Origin of the sequence: Marinomonas posidonica (assembly GCF_043643765.1) — a bacterium.
In the GTDB taxonomy this organism is placed as follows: Bacteria; Pseudomonadota; Gammaproteobacteria; order Pseudomonadales; family Marinomonadaceae; genus Marinomonas; species Marinomonas posidonica_A.
The window spans coordinates 138,782-154,414 of the sequence record NZ_JBHZSP010000001.1 but is presented as its reverse complement, the minus strand read 5'-3'; the positions used below and the strand labels follow the sequence as shown (position 1 = coordinate 154,414).

Genomic DNA, 15,633 nt, shown 5'->3' with positions numbered 1-15,633 from the left:
TACTTACTGAACACAACGTCACACACTTTCTCTATGTTAAACAGGACGTAAGACAAAACCTGCACATACTGTGTCGTATGTCTGTTTTGACTGCCACTCTTGTTGCGTAAAAATCTCCCTTGATGCCTGATCTGAGACATTATTTACAAAATACATACAAAAAACACGTCATTTTATTTGAGGGCGCTAGAATACGGTATTTCATTGTTTAAATAAACACCTCTTCCAAGCAATCCCTTGGCCAATAGACAGTGGTCAATTCCAGCAGTAAAAATGCACCTTCTTTTCACCACAAAACCATAGACGAGAAACTTTCGCCTACGTACTATGAAGTTTGATTTTCATCCTTCGACAAGGTCACTTATGTCACTCGATTCAATCAAGTTTCATGGCTACTGCAGTACGAAATTTTCAGGGGAAGCGGATTCTCTTGAGCTAGCCTATGTCGATCTTGTAGAAGAAATACCTCTAAGCCTCAGCATTAATGACATTGCCTATGCGGTGATCATGATCACGCCAGTAAATGTAGAAGAATTCGCACTCGGTTATGCTTTGAGCGAAGGCCTCATCCAACACCAACAAGATGTTCGTGACATCGACATTCAACCGCATAACAGCTCACGGAATATTGACGGCATACACATCAATTTGATCATCAGTAGTCGACGCTTTAGTGAATTTAAAAGCAAGCGCAAAATTCACCTTGGGGCCAGTGGTTGCGGATTATGTGGTATTGAATCACTTGATCAAGCTTTCCCATCATTAATACCATTAGAGCCATCTAAGTGTTTATCAGCAGAATTGCTTGGCGACCTAAGGAGTCGACTCAATAAGGCGCAACAGCTGGGTCAGAAAACCGGCGCATTGCACGCGGCTTTGCTGCTATCTGAACAAGGCGACACACTGGTTTGCATGGAAGACATAGGTCGACATAACTGCCTAGATAAAATCATTGGCTACGCCGCGCGCCAAGGCATAAGCTTGCACAATCATAGTGTTGTTATGTCCAGTCGATGCAGCACAGAATTGATTCAAAAAGCTGTCAGAGCAGGATTGTCTCATCTAATCCATCTTGCTTCACCAAGCCACCTTGCCGTCAAACTTGCTAATCAATATGGCTTGACCCTAATCCACCTTACCAAACAAAATGAGCCAAGATTCTTTGCCCCAACCGCTCGAAAGGATAATCAAGATGACCGATAAAACGCATACTTATAGCCCTTACAAAGGACCCGCTGGCGGCTGGGGCGCGCTGAAAAGCACAGCACAACATTGGCTGAAGAGTGAAAACGCCACACGCAATATTTTCACTCTGTTAAAAACCAACCAACCACAAGGCTTCGATTGCCCAGGCTGTGCCTGGGGCGAAAAACACGATCCAGCCAAAATTCGCTTTTGTGAAAATGGGGCTAAGGCAGTGAACTGGGAAGCCACGTCTCGTAAGGTGGACGCTGGGTTCATGGCCCAACACAGTGTGACTTGGCTGAAGACGCAAAGCGATTACTTCTTAGAATATCAGGGGCGCTTAACCGAACCCATGCGTTATAACCCTGCTACCGATCACTACGAAGCCATCTCTTGGACGCAAGCTTTCAGTCAAATTGCCGAGGCACTAAAAAGTCAAAATTCACCAGATAATGCGGCCTTCTATACGTCTGGCCGAGCCAGTAACGAAGCGGCTTTTCTCTATCAGCTATTTGCTCGTGCTTACGGCACAAACAACTTCCCTGATTGCTCAAACATGTGTCACGAAGCCAGTGGCTATGGCCTAACCAGCAGCATCGGCATTGGCAAAGGCACCATAGAAATAGACGATTTTGAACGCGCCGATGCGGTGTTCGTGTTTGGTCAGAACCCCGGCACCAACCACCCTCGCATGCTAGAAACTTTGAAAGAAGTGGTACAACGTGGCGCGCAATTACTCACTTTCAATACCTTAAAAGAACGGGGCTTAGAGCGTTTTCAGAACCCACAAAGCCCTATCGAAATGTTGACCAATTCTTCAAAACCAACCAATACCGCTTACTACACGCCTAAAATTGGCGGTGATATGGCGGTCGTTCGAGGCATGGTGAAAGTCTTGATCGAAATGGAAGAAAACGCTCAACGTGAAGGCAGAGCCATCTTTGATCATGATTTTATTGCTCAACATACTCAGGGCATGACCTCCTATCTTGAGCAAGTAAAGCAAACTTCGTGGAATGAAATCCTTAATCAAGCAGGCTTAACACAAAATGAAATACAGCAGGCCGCTGAGGTCTATGCAAACGCCAACAGTGTGATCATTACTTGGGCCATGGGCATCACTCAGCATCATCACTCTGTGGCCACCATTCATGAAATCGTCAATCTATTGGCCTTACGTGGCAACCTTGGTAAACCAGGTGCCGGGGCGTGTCCGGTTCGCGGCCACAGCAATGTTCAAGGAGATCGCACGATGGGCATTAATGAACGCCCTTCTCAGGCCTTTCTTGACGCTATGGAGAAACGCTTCCACTTCACGCCACCACAACAAGAAGGGCTTGCTGTGGTCGATACCATTCGAGCTATGCGCGATGGGAAAGTGAAGGTGTTTATCGCCCTAGGAGGCAACTTTGCAGCGGCTACCCCCGATTCCCAAGCCACTGCCGCGGCACTAGAAAAATGCGACCTAACCGTGCAAATAAGTACAAAATTAAATCGATCCCATCTTATTACCGGCAAAGAAGCTCTGATCTTACCTTGTCTTGGTCGAACTGACATCGACCATCAAGCCAATGGGCCACAAAAAGTCACAGTAGAAGACTCATTCAGTATGATTCACGCATCCGGTGGCGTATTGGAACCCATGAGTGATTTACAAAAATCCGAACCCGCTATCATAGCTGGCATAGCAGAAGCGACACTTGGCAACCATCCGGTTGAATGGGCATCTCTGATCGCAGATTACGACGTCATTCGCGAGCACATCGCGGCGGTTGTGCCTGGCTTTTCAAACTTCAATCAACGTATTTTACAAGATGGCGGTTTCTATTTAGGCAACAGTGCCAGAGAAAGAAACTGGAACACACCAGCTGGTAAAGCCATTTTGCATAGCCACCCTCTGCCAGATTCCATTTTGCCAAAGCAAACCAAAGGCTTGCTGACCGAGAAGAGCTTTATTCTGCAAACGCTACGCTCTCATGATCAATACAACACAACCATCTATGGTTTAAACGATCGATATCGTGGTATTAAAAATGAACGTAAAGTGGTGTTTATCAACCCTGCAGACATAAAACGATTAGGCTATCGAGAAGGTCAAAAAGTCAGCATCCGTTCTCTCTGGAATGATGGAGTGGTTCGTAAAATAGACGGTTTTAAACTCGTGCCCTACAGCATCTCTGCTGGCAACTTAGCTGCTTATTACCCTGAAACCAATCCATTAGTACCATTGGATAGTCATGGCGAGTTTAGCAACACACCAACGTCAAAAAGCATCGCTGTGGAACTGGAACCAAGCGACGTTAATCTGAACGATGAACTGTCTGTGACTAACCTTTGATGTTTGCACCTGCAAATGTGTTAATGACGCCACAGCGCGGGTAAAAACAACACCAGCACGGTGAAATACTCTAAGCGACCAAGAATCATGGCAAAGCTCATTAGCCAGGTTCCTGTGTCGCTTAAAGGCGCAAAGTTATTACCCAATTCAGCAAAGCCTGGCCCAAGCACATTTAAGCAAGCGGCAGTGGCACTTAGTGACGCCATAAAACTCATGCCCGTTGCCATCAATAATAACGTAAAGATTACCGTGACAATGGCCGCCACACACATAAACCCCATCACAGAATGACGCACATCATCACTGATCCTGCGTCCTTGAAACTTCATGGTAAACACACCATTAGGGTGTACAAGGCGCTTCACTTCCATACTAATGGACTTTAGCGAAATGATATTACGAATGACTTTATTACCGCCCGCTGTCGAACCTGCGCAGCCACCTATGTAGCCCACAAAAATCAACACAATGGATGTGACCGCAGGCCAAGCGCCAAAGTCTGTGGCGGCAAATCCAGTGCTGGTGATAAAGGAAATGACATGAAAAAAAGCTTGCGTGATCGCATTCCAAACGCCTTCTTCTGACCGAGTTTGCAATAAAAATAGCCCCAACAATAAAGCCACTAGAGTAATGATCCACACAAAACCATGGGTTTCCTCATCTTGCCAATACAGCTTAATGCTGCGCGCAATATAGACACGGTAATGCAAGGCGAAATTGATCGCGCCCAACACCATAAAGAGGTTACAAATCCACAAAATCAAACGGCTATCAAAATAGCCCATACTGGCATCATGGGTTGAAAAACCGCCTGTCGAGACGGTGGTGAAACTGTGTCCAATGGCATCAAATAAAGACATACCAGCTAAATAGTAAGCAATGGCGCACAACACTGTAATAGCCAAATACACCATCCACAGATAGCGAGTGGTACTGGAGACTCTAGGAGACAGCTTTTCGTCTTTAATTGGCCCAGGCGTTTCGGCTTTTAATAAACGCATACCACCAATATTCAACATAGGTAAAATAGCGACCACAAAGATCACCACTCCCAAGCCTCCCATCCACTGTAAGAATTGGCGATACATCAAAAAGCTTGGTGGCATATCATCCAGACCCGATAAGATCGTTGCCCCCGTCGTGGTCAAAGCACTAATGGATTCAAATACCCCATCGGTAAAAGACACATGAGTCACATTGATAATTGGAATCGCGCCTAATATCCCCACTGTGAGCCAAGTTAATGACGCAAACAACATGGCTTCTCTTACATTGACAGAAGGCAAGGGGTATTTTTTAAAGGCAAACAAGAGTGGCAGCGCAAACGCAAAGGTCGTCAAAGCCGGTACAAAAAAAGCCTCGCCCACCCTATCCTTAAACAACATAAACGACAGTTCTGCAAACACAAACTGCACCAGACTCATCCATAAACAGGGCATGGTTAATAAGCGGATAATCAACAGCGGACGAATCATGTATACAGCAGCCCCAAGCAATGAGGTCAAAGACAAAAGGAAGTTGAATAACTATAAGGGAATCACCCACTGGACTCTACAAAAGGCGTAAAGCAATTGCGCAAATTACAGGATTAAAAAACCAAAAAAGTGCAAATAATATGGACGATGCCGAGTAAATGTGCTTTATTGATGGGTAACACTTACTGAGGAGCAAAATATGGATATGCTTTTACTAGACGATGTTTTCCATCTAACGGCACTTGCCATTACGGTTGGAAGCTTTGTATTAATCAGCGGAAAACGCATTATTGAGTTGTGTGTCCAAACTCGCTCAGAATAAATACAAAAAATAAATACAAAAAATAAATACAAAAAAGGCCGAATAACAATTCGGCCTTTTACTAATCACTCGATGCTCTAAGCTAGCATACGCTTGCGGACACTATCAGGAATCGCTTGCGCCTTTAATTCACCTTGCTCATTCAGGCCAGCCCAAACTCGTTTTTCAGAACACTCCACCGCCAACTTGTCGTCATTAAACAAACGATGCCGGATAGCAAAACTGGCGTGCCCAACTTCGCTAATTTGGCTTTCGATAAGTACAATGTCGCCATATTTAGAAGGTTTATAAAATTGCGAACGAGTATCAACCATAGGAAAGCCAACCTGATTCGTCTGCCTCCGAACGTCTCTTAAAGAACATCCCATGGCCTCAAATAATGCCCCCGTAGAAGCATCAAAGAAGGCGAAGTAGCGCGGATAAAAGACGATATCCGCTGGGTCACAATCGCCCCATTCAATGCGCAGTTCTCGCTGATGCGTAAACATTTTAAAGGCTAATAACTTGTGGGGCGATTGGCTCTTGATACAAGAGTTCCACTTGATCTTGACGATTGGTTTGCACCGCGCGTTGATTCAAAGAACCTTTATCTGTGACTTCGTGTGCGTCGATGCTCGGTGGTGCCGCTTGTAAAATGATTCGTTTTACTAAGGTCGAGCTGCCGGTATTGTGTTTTGCACACTCCACTAGCTTGTCTTTAAAGGCTTGTCGAACCGCATCATGCGCAATCACTTCTTCATTCGTTTCAACCAAATCATGAGGTAAGATGGCTTTGCAATGGGCCCAATCCGGAAACACCATTGCGGTAATATAACCACGGTTCGTACCACACAACACAACGTCTTGGGCAAACGGCGCTAACGCACTGATGAACTTAGCTCGTAACGTACCCGCACTGACCCAAGTACCGCTGTCGAGCTTAAAGTCTTCAGAGACTCGCCCATCAAAACGGAAGCCACGCTGCGGCGCTTGTTCATCAAGGTAAGCAAAGGCATCGCCTAAGCAGTAGTAACCATCGTCGTCAAAGGCCTTGGCAGTCAATTCAGGCTGACGCCAGTAGCCAGGCATAACCGTAACCGCTTTGACTCGCGCTTCTAACTTGCCTTCGTTTGGCACCAGTTTAATCGACACGCCAGGCGCTGGTACACCAATCACCCCAGAGGTGGACTCTTCTACGGAAGCAAAAGTGGCAGAAGGTGCGGTTTCAGTACAGCCCAGCCCCGTTAGCATGGGAATTTTTTTACCTGTGTACTGAATTGCCAAGGTATCCAAATCATCCCAAATATGCTGAGCTAAACCAGCTGCGGCGAAAAAGGTAAACTGCAAACGTGAAAAGAATTTCTTCGCAAAATCATCATCTTCTTTGAGCTTTTTCACTAACAATTCAAAGCCTTTTGGCACATTGAAATACACAGTTGGCGAGATTTCAGCTAAGTTTTTCAACGTTTTATCGAATAGTTTTTCCGTTGGCTTACCATCATCAAGATACAAGCTGCCACCGTTATACAAGGCAATACCAACATTATGGTTGCCACCAAAAGTATGATTCCAAGGTAGCCAATCCACCATAATTGGCGGCTGATCTTTGAGAAATTGCATCACTTGATGAATCATCACTTGGTTCGCACAAATCATTCGTTGCGTATTGATGACCCCTTTTGGCATACCTGTGGTACCAGAGGTAAATAAAATCTTGGCCACAGTATCACCATTAACCTTGGCATTTTCCACATCTACTTGTTCTGAGATCGGCAGAGTTAAACACGCCTCATAAGACATAGTTGGGTTTGCAATTTGCTGCGCCTGTGTATCCCCTTTAATCACCATGACCGGCGTTTGATCATCTCGACACACCGCTTTGATGGCTTTTTCATAAGGTGCCAGTTCATCCACCACGATTAACCCAGGGGTTAAAATGTCCATAATGCCTTGTAACTTGGCGTAATCCGTAGCGATCAAGGAATAAGCAGGTGACAAAGGTGAGTGCGCTATGCCCACATACATGCCAGCCAACGCCAACATCAAATGCTCTGCACTGTTACCACATAAGAAGACAATCGGACGTTCCGTAGACACAGGCTGAGTCAGTAACCAAGAAGCAATACGGCGTGCTCGCGTCACGGCTTCAGAGTAGGTAATTTCATCCCACTCGCCATGCTCGTCTCGTTGGGCGACAAACACACGATCAGGGGCTTCTTTCGCCCAATATTCCAGCTGATCTGTCCAGCATCGAGCAAACGCATCTAATGGCTTTTGACTGTTAATAATCTGCACACCATCATCCTGCTTGATTACCTCAATCGGATGTGCCACTACCTTAATAGGATGAAATCCAACACTCATGTTCTGCTCCTAAAACCACTTTGCTTGTTTTTGTGTGGCTTAAGTTGTGTTTTTTGAGTCATTAATGACATCGTCATTAACGCTATTATTGTTATTCTCTCTGTGGTGGCTCAAGCTGGTGTTATCAGTCCTAAGCATTGAGCCAAACCGCCTATTATTTGGCAGCCATTCGAATGGCACCGTCCAAGCGAATCACTTCGCCATTCAACATGCTGTTTTCAATAATGTGCTGAGCTAAACCAGCATATTCATCAGGCTCCCCTAAACGAGGTGGGAATGGCACCGCTTCTCCTAACGACTTTTGCACGTCTTCTGGTAACACGTCCATCATTGGGGTTTTAAATAAGCCTGGGGCAATCGTCATAACACGAATACCAAAGCGCGCTAATTCACGAGCAATCGGTAACGTCATCGCACAAACACCGCCTTTTGACGCCGCATAACCTGCTTGACCAATCTGCCCATCAAATGCCGCCACCGATGCCGTATTAATAATCACGCCGCGCTCTAGATTATCCGCCTGCTCATTATGCTGCATTTTATCCGCGACTAAGCGAATCATGTTGAATGTACCAATAAGGTTGACCGAAACGGCACGTTGGAAACTGGCCAGTTTGTGCGGGCCTTCTCGCCCAACGACACGCTCAGCGCCAGGAATACCGGCACAGTTAATCAAACCATCAATGGCACCAAATTCGGCTACGGCTTGATCAACCGTCTTCTGCACCGACGCTTCATCAACAATATCGGTCACGCAAGCTTGTACTCGCTCACCCAAATCCGCTTGCACACGAGACAAACCTGTTTCATTCACATCGGCCAAGGTGACACTCGCACCCAAGCCATGTAAACGACGCGCAACCGCTTCACCAATACCCGATGCCGAACCCGTTACAATGAAGTGTTTACCTTGAATTTGCATACTATAACTCCTGAATCTTGTTTTTGTTCTGAGAAAAAATCGCTGATTAAGATTTTTTACGGTTCAAGAAAGCATCAATACGGGCTTTCACTTCTTCGCTGGTTTGCGTAATACCGCAAATTAACGATTCTGTGTACAGGCCTTCTTGAGCCGACATGTTATTAATACGACTCAGACCTGTTGTCATCGCCCAGTTGGAGTATTTGGAGTTCTTATTAATACCTTCTGCAATTTCAAAGGCTTTATTTAACGCTTCACCTGCTGGCATCACATAATGGCCTAAACCAATACGATGCCCTTCTTCAGCATCCACATCACGGCCTGTTAACATCATTTCTGTCATACGACTCGCACCAATCACATTGGCTACATTGACAGAAGCACCACCACCGACAAAGATACCGTGCTTCCCTTCTGGTAAACGGTAAAAGGTATTTTCTTCGGTCACTCGCACATGAGCGCAGATGGCTAATTCCAAACCACCACCAATCACCGCACCATGCATCGCCGCGACAACCGGTGTGCCAGAATCACGAATATGACCAAATACGCGATGCCACATTTGTGAGTGTTTAACCACTTCAAAGGGTTCACGTGCTTTATGCTCACGTAGATCAAGACCCGAACAAAACTCAGGGCCATTACCAGACAAGACAATGACATTAACGTCATCGGTAAGATTCAAAAAAACATGCTCGATTTCAAGACAAAGGCTGTCATTAATCGCATTCTTCTTTTCAGGACGATTCAGTTCTAAATGCCCAATACCATTCTCTACCGAGAAGTTAATAAATTCATACGTTACCATTAGAAGCCTCTATTTTTATGTTTATGGGCCAAGCGCCAAGCTCAACACTAAAACGCACCCTTGACGTCATTTACCAGATAATAGTTTAGCAACTAAACAAATGTCAAAATAAACTATTATTGTTTATAACTATATTTTTAGGTGTAAAAAAAACCGTGGGCAAATACCCACGGCCACAACACCATTCTTTAACGGTCTGAGACTTTAATGACCACCGCCATGCCAGTGTCACCCGCGGCACAACCAGTGAAAAGGCCATAGCCGCCACCTGTAATAACCAACTCTTCAATCAACTCAATAACAGCGCGCATACCAGTTGGCCCTTGTGGGTGCCCCCAAATAAGAGAACAACCATAGTTATTCATGGCCATCACATCCACATCCATCGCTTTTGCAAAGGCCACGTCGTTAACTGCAAATGGATTATGTGTTTTGATGGCTTTGACTTGTTTAATATCGATACCCGCTACGGTAAGCGCACGTTTCGCGGCTTCTATTGGCGCAGCTGGCATGTAAGCTAGGTCGTCTCTAGCTTGACCAAAGCCTAATACTTCAATTTTTATTTCGGGACGTGAGGTTAAGTTGGCTACCTCTTCAGAACGACACAAAATAGCCGAAGCATTACCGTCTGCTGGGTGTGTTTGATTACCAAAGGTAATCACCCCACCTTCTTGAATGGGTTTTAACTTCTGCAAACCTTCCAAGGTGGTTGGAAAGACCCCTTCATCACCGTAGACAACCGTCTCTTCTTTTTTGAAATTCGCTGTCGGCACTGATAACGGCAGTGTCATATAGCGTTTTTGGAACGCCTGATCCTCTTTTAGGGCATCTTGATATTGCTCATAACGTCGAAAAGTCACGACATCCAATTCTTCACGGGTAATGTCGAAACGCTTCGCCACATTCTCCCCTGTTTGCATCATAGAATGCCCACCAACACAATCATTCATCATGTTGTAAGTGACCTGATCTTCCGATGCACCCGCTGGCCCTTTGGCATTCGGGTAATATATATGTGGTCCATTCGAACAACGATCGGCCGTCATTAATAAAGACACATTTGCCATGCCACAGACAATTTCCGATGCGGCAGCAAATAAACCTCGTGCACTGGTTGCACATACCTGATTTACAGCATGTCCGGCCGTATTCACCGCACCGACATCATACAAAGGCCAAGGCGCACCATTAAAAGATTGGTATTGGTTAATGGTCATCCCCAACACACCAGAATCAAACACGGTTGGATCGATATCACGTTTGGCCAATTCTTGTTTTGTCACATGCGCTGCGAATTTCATGGAATGCAAGTGTTGCAAGGAGCCTTGCCACTTAGTAAAGGGCGTACTCCAATAAGCACCATAAGGAATTTCAACATTATTGATCGACATACTCGTACCTCAAACTTGGTTATTATTGTTATTGACCTTGCGCTGACATAATCTCACTTAAACCGCCCCATTGTTCTGCAAAAATGGCTTCTGGCATGGTTTTCAGATCGTCGGCAATCAAAGGACGGAATGACATGGCGGCCAATACGTCTTTTTCCAAATCCAAACCAGGGGCAATTTCGGTCAATACCATACCTTCTTGGCGTAATTCCAACACACAACGCTCAGTAACGAACACCACAGGCTGTTTGTTGGCACGTGCTACATCACCACTAAAGGTAATGTGATCCACTGCATCAACGAACTTTTGCACCTTACCTTCTTCAATAACCTGCACCTTACCTTCACTGAACTCAAGTTTGGCACCGTTGACTAAAGTGCCGCAGAACACGACCTTCTTAGCACTTTGTGAAATGTTAATAAAGCCACCTGGACCGACCACTTTTGGACCAAACTTACTGACGTTCAAATTACCCTGTTGGTCGGCTTGCGCTAGACCTAAGAAGGCAATATCCAAACCACCACCGTCATAAAAATCAAACTGCGCTTCGTGTTCAATAATGGCATCTGCATTCCACGCCGCACCAAAATCCGCACCCGAAGCCGGAATACCGCCGTAAGTACCCAATTCTGTCGTTAAGGTAAATAAGTGCGATACCTTTTCTTCTGCCGCGATGGCCGCCACACCGTCAGGCATACCAATGCCTAAATTCACCATCACATTGGCTTCGAGCTCCATAGCCGCACGGCGGGCAATGACTTTTCGAGCACTAAAAGGCATAGCAGGCAAGGCATTTAATGGTACTCGTGAATTGCCTGCCAAACCTGGATTGTAAACACTGCCAATGGTTTGCTTGTGATCCTCGGCTGGCGCGACAGTGACATAATCCACTAATACACCGGGCACCTTAACTTCTTTTGGGTGTATAGAATGACGCTCGGCAATGTATTTCACCTGTGCAATCACAATACCGCCATTATTTTTCGCGGCTTGTGCCATCGGTAAAATTTCCGCCAGCATGGCTTCTTCTTCAACGGACAAGTTACCGTCTTCATCCGCGGTGGTGGCGCGAATCACGACCACATCGAGCGGGAACTTCTTAAACAATAGCCAGTCTTCGTCCTCGATACTGATGCGCTTTACCAAATCGTCTTTGGTTTTAGCCGTTACCTTACCACCACTAACCAGAGGGTCTACGTAAGTGCCCATGCCGATTTTAGTGATAACACCTGGTTTATTACCCGCAATCTGGCGCCACATGGTCGTCAATACCCCTTGCGGCAATAGGTAGGCTTCTATTTCATCATCGGTAATCATCTGTGCCATTTTAGGCGCTTGACCTGTGTGCCCTGAAATTAATCGCTTTACCAAATTAGGGTAAGCAAGATGAGACATTCCAGCATCTTTACCATCACCGCAACCACAATCGTGAATAAGGGTAAGTTGCAGTGGGTGGCCCGTATTAACAAAACGTTGCTCTACGGCTTTGGCAACCGCTTCCGCGAAATACGACATACCAACCGTAGACCAAGCCACTGACGCACCATCTTGAATTAGCCCAGCAGCCTGATCTAGAGAAATCAACTTACTCATCTTGTAACCTCATATTATTGTTATGCTATAAACAATGTAAAAAAGACAAAACTTGTTGTACATCACAACAATTAAATTGGCAAACATTTTCATGTTTTTTTATACCCTCTTGCTTTTTTTGAATACACTAAGCAAAAAAGTCATATGCATTATGATTGAATTAACGCAGGGTTATGGCCAAAATGATTTTAAGTCTCGGGAGTAACTAGGGACATGAGATAAGTCTCGAGAGCAACTAGGCACATGAGATCGTCAATATAAGCAATTGACTATACTGACACTGGATAAGACAAAAATAATAAGGTGTAAACTATGAAAAACTTAAAACTCAAAGCGCTAGCTTTCGTCGCTGGAGCCGCTCTATCGACAAGCGTACTTGCAGAAGCTGAATACACATTCAAACTTCACCATATGTTACCGCCAGTTTCAAATGCGCAAGTAAACTTCTTACAACCTTGGGCAGACAAAGTTGAAGCAGAATCGAATGGCCGTATTCACATTGACATCTACCCAGCAATGCAGCTAGGCGGCAAACCACCACAATTGTTTGATCAAACACGTAAGGGTATTGTCGATATGTCTTGGACAGTCGGCGGTTATACGCCTGGTCGTTTCCCAAAAGCAACCGCGTTTGAATTACCATTCATGCCTTTGAACGCTCGCATTACTAGTATGGCCATGCAAGAGTATGCTGAAACCGAAATGCAAGATGAATTAAAAGATGTTCATTTGTTGACTCTACATACCCACTTCCCAGGCTCTCTGCATTCTCGAACCAAAGACATCAAAACACTAGAAGATCTGGATGGGATGAAAGTTCGTTCACCAAATAAAATGATGGCAGATGCACTTAATATCCTTAAGGCTAATACTGTTTTCATGCCAGTACCATCCATGCCAAGCGCGCTGTCAAAAGGGGTTATCGATGTAACAGCCCTACCGTTTGAAGTAGTTAAACCAATGAAAATTCATGAGCTAGCGACACATCACACAGAATTTAAAGGTGATCGTGGTTTTTATACTCAATTCTTCATTTTCTCTATGAACAAAAAGTCATATAACAAATTACCTGATGATTTGAAAAAAGTGATCGATGATAACTCTGGCATTCCTCTTGCTGGTTTTGTTGGGGACGTATTTGATGCTTATGAAATTGGTGCTCGTAAAGATGCGGTAGACAATGGCAACACTTTCAATACCATTGAAGGCGCCGAGTATGACCGTTGGAAAGAAACACTGGCACCAGTTACTGAACAATGGATTGAAGACATGAATGACGACGGCTACGATGCTGACCATTTATTGGATAAAGCAAAAACACTGATCGAGAAGTACGAGAACTTTTAAGTTCTCGTTAGTTAGGTGATTTAAACATGATGCAACTTACGGCGACCTCAAGACATCTTTTATTAGAGCGTCTTGCCAATATCTTCGCATTGACGGGTGGTTTCATTATGTTAATGCTAGCAATCGTAACGGTTGCTAGCATTATCGGTCGAAGCACGATAGGTCAATCTATCGTCGGTGACTATGAGATTACAGAAATGGGATTAGGAATGGCAATCTTTCTTTTCCTCCCTAAATGTTATCAGCAACAAGGCCATGTGGTTGTTGACCTCTTTACCGCGCATTGCAAACCCAGCACTATACGCACATTAGGAGTCATCAGCGATCTTGTTTTCACAGCTGTATCTTTTACTTTCGCTTATCAAATGACCCTAAGTGGCTTCGAAGCGAAAGAATACCTTGAGCAATCCATGCTTTTAGCACTTCCCACATGGTGGACTTTCACTGTTGGCGTTATTTGCATGCTGCTTTGCGGAATTTGTGGTCTGAATAGACTGTACACCACACTTCGTGGAGGCAACCATGAGTAATATTGAGCTGGCCTTTTTAATGATGGCAGCCCTAATGGTGCTAATGAGCATCCGTATCCCCATTGCTTTAGCTATGCTGGTATGCGGTGGCATTGGTTATGTCATGATTGGTGGCATGCCGGCCCTACTAAACTATTTGGGGACAGCCCCTGTTTCTAAATTTTCCAGCTATGATTTATCTGTTGTGCCATTATTTCTGTTAATGGGAGAGTTGGCCACACGCTCAGGCATTACCGCGGAACTGTTTCGCACCTGTAACACTTGGATTGGTCGTCAACGTGGTGGTATCGCTATGGCGGCTATTGCAGGATGTGCCGCGTTTGGGGCCATTTGTGGCTCTTCCTTAGCAACCGCATCGACCATGGGTAAAGTAGCACTACCTGAAATGAAGCGCCTGAAATACTCTGGCAGCCTAGCGGCCGGTGCTCTTGCGGCAGGTGGGACATTAGGAATTTTGATTCCCCCTTCCATGGTGCTGATCATCTTTGCGGTCTTAACGGAACAAAATATCTCAAAAATGTTTATTGCGGCCTTTGTTCCAGGTTTCTTAGCCGCTGGCGGCTATATTTTAGCCATTGCCATCTATGTGCGTATCTTTCCTGAATCGGGACCTCGTGGCGAAAAGACGACGTTTGCACAAAAACTCAAATCAACGAAAGATGTTTGGCACATTACCCTCATTTTCTTAATTGTATTAGGTGGCATCTACCTTGGCTTTTTCACGCCAACCGAGGCTGCTTCAGTCGGGGTTATTTTAACCGCTATCTTAGCCTTAACCCACGGTAAAATGCGTCTAGACGGACTGTTAGTGTGTTTAATGAAAACCGCCGTTTCTTCCGCGATGATATTCTTTATCGTATTGGGAGCGGATTTATTCAGCGTCTTCATTGCATTGTCACGATTACCCGATGTGGGTGTGGAATTAATCACTAACTCGGGACTATCGCCTTATACCATTTTGACACTGATGCTACTGACGTACTTAGTCATGGGTTGTTTCTTGGACAGCTTGGCCATGATCTTGCTAACCATACCAATTTACTTCCCTATTATTGTCTCTATGGACTTTGGTATTCCAGTTGCAGACGCTGGTATTTGGTTCGGTATCTTGGCTCTTATCGTAGTAGAAGTCGGTCTGATAACGCCTCCAGTTGGAATGAATGTATTTATTATTAAATCATTCGATGACAGTCTAAAACTAAAAGAGTGCTTTAAAGGCGTTGTTCCTTTTCTTATTTCTGACTTTGTCAGGGTTGCACTCTTAGTTATTTTCCCAGGCATTACGCTCGGCTTAGTACATTTAATTAGCTAAGCTGTTTTTACGAGACAATGTCTTTAAAAGCCGACCTCTGTGTCGGCTTTCTTTTTATGATTCCAT

At 45.0% G+C, this 15,633-nt stretch carries 13 protein-coding genes; 6 read left to right on the top strand and 7 right to left on the bottom strand.

Annotated elements, in window-relative coordinates:
• Window positions 1-363 precede the first annotated feature (363 nt).
• Together fdhD and ACHUFM_RS00800 are read left to right on the top strand one after the other, a co-directional pair.
• Window positions 364-1,203: a formate dehydrogenase accessory sulfurtransferase FdhD gene (fdhD, locus tag ACHUFM_RS00805; protein ID WP_394178628.1), complete on the top strand. Its 840-nt coding sequence runs from the start codon at window positions 364-366 to the stop codon at window positions 1,201-1,203.
• Window positions 1,193-3,523, top strand: coding sequence for an FdhF/YdeP family oxidoreductase (locus ACHUFM_RS00800; protein ID WP_394178626.1), 2,331 nt, complete (start codon window positions 1,193-1,195; stop codon window positions 3,521-3,523). The genes fdhD and ACHUFM_RS00800 overlap by 11 nt, the downstream gene beginning before the upstream one ends.
• 20 nt (window positions 3,524-3,543) lie before the next feature.
• Here the strand turns inward: ACHUFM_RS00800 and ACHUFM_RS00795 are convergent, their stop codons facing one another.
• Window positions 3,544-4,998 carry a TrkH family potassium uptake protein gene (locus tag ACHUFM_RS00795; RefSeq protein WP_394178624.1) on the bottom strand — a complete coding sequence of 485 codons (1,455 nt, stop codon included), beginning with the start codon at window positions 4,996-4,998 and terminating at the stop codon, window positions 3,544-3,546.
• Between the two features lie 199 nt (window positions 4,999-5,197).
• On the opposite strand from ACHUFM_RS00795, the gene ACHUFM_RS00790 reads away from it, so the two are divergent.
• On the top strand, window positions 5,198-5,320 hold the full coding sequence (locus ACHUFM_RS00790) for a hypothetical protein (RefSeq protein WP_281269733.1): 123 nt from the start codon (window positions 5,198-5,200) through the stop codon (window positions 5,318-5,320).
• Between the two features lie 77 nt (window positions 5,321-5,397).
• Here ACHUFM_RS00790 and ACHUFM_RS00785 read toward each other — a convergent pair whose 3' ends face one another.
• The 6 genes from ACHUFM_RS00785 to ACHUFM_RS00760 form a co-directional block, all read right to left on the bottom strand.
• Window positions 5,398-5,808 (bottom strand): acyl-CoA thioesterase, encoded by a 411-nt coding sequence (locus tag ACHUFM_RS00785; protein ID WP_394178622.1) that lies wholly within the window; start codon window positions 5,806-5,808, stop codon window positions 5,398-5,400.
• A 1-nt stretch (window position 5,809) separates the two neighbouring features.
• The gene (locus ACHUFM_RS00780; protein WP_394178620.1) at window positions 5,810-7,663 is read right to left on the bottom strand and encodes a feruloyl-CoA synthase; all 1,854 of its coding nucleotides are present in this window, start codon (window positions 7,661-7,663) and stop codon (window positions 5,810-5,812) included.
• Between the two features lie 154 nt (window positions 7,664-7,817).
• The gene (locus ACHUFM_RS00775) at window positions 7,818-8,585 is read right to left on the bottom strand and encodes an SDR family NAD(P)-dependent oxidoreductase (protein WP_394178618.1); all 768 of its coding nucleotides are present in this window, start codon (window positions 8,583-8,585) and stop codon (window positions 7,818-7,820) included.
• A gap of 46 nt (window positions 8,586-8,631) precedes the next feature.
• Complete coding sequence (locus ACHUFM_RS00770; RefSeq protein ID WP_394178616.1) at window positions 8,632-9,393, bottom strand: crotonase/enoyl-CoA hydratase family protein; 762 nt, start codon at window positions 9,391-9,393, stop codon at window positions 8,632-8,634.
• 188 nt (window positions 9,394-9,581) lie between these two features.
• The gene (locus tag ACHUFM_RS00765; protein WP_394178614.1) at window positions 9,582-10,784 is read right to left on the bottom strand and encodes a thiolase family protein; all 1,203 of its coding nucleotides are present in this window, start codon (window positions 10,782-10,784) and stop codon (window positions 9,582-9,584) included.
• A 28-nt stretch (window positions 10,785-10,812) separates the two neighbouring features.
• Window positions 10,813-12,378, bottom strand: a complete 1,566-nt coding sequence (locus ACHUFM_RS00760) for an acyl CoA:acetate/3-ketoacid CoA transferase (protein WP_394178612.1) — start codon at window positions 12,376-12,378, stop codon at window positions 10,813-10,815.
• Window positions 12,379-12,690: 312 nt separating this feature from the next.
• Here ACHUFM_RS00760 and ACHUFM_RS00755 point away from each other — a divergent pair, with 312 nt between their 5' ends.
• From ACHUFM_RS00755 to ACHUFM_RS00745, 3 genes are read left to right on the top strand one after another with little or no spacing between them, the layout of a single operon-like run.
• Window positions 12,691-13,725, top strand: coding sequence for a TRAP transporter substrate-binding protein (locus ACHUFM_RS00755; protein ID WP_394178610.1), 1,035 nt, complete (start codon window positions 12,691-12,693; stop codon window positions 13,723-13,725).
• A gap of 26 nt (window positions 13,726-13,751) precedes the next feature.
• The gene (locus tag ACHUFM_RS00750) at window positions 13,752-14,255 is read left to right on the top strand and encodes a TRAP transporter small permease (RefSeq protein ID WP_394178608.1); all 504 of its coding nucleotides are present in this window, start codon (window positions 13,752-13,754) and stop codon (window positions 14,253-14,255) included.
• Window positions 14,248-15,567: a TRAP transporter large permease gene (locus tag ACHUFM_RS00745; protein WP_394178606.1), complete on the top strand. Its 1,320-nt coding sequence runs from the start codon at window positions 14,248-14,250 to the stop codon at window positions 15,565-15,567. Before ACHUFM_RS00750 ends, ACHUFM_RS00745 begins: the two co-directional genes overlap by 8 nt.
• Window positions 15,568-15,633: the final 66 nt, after the last annotated feature.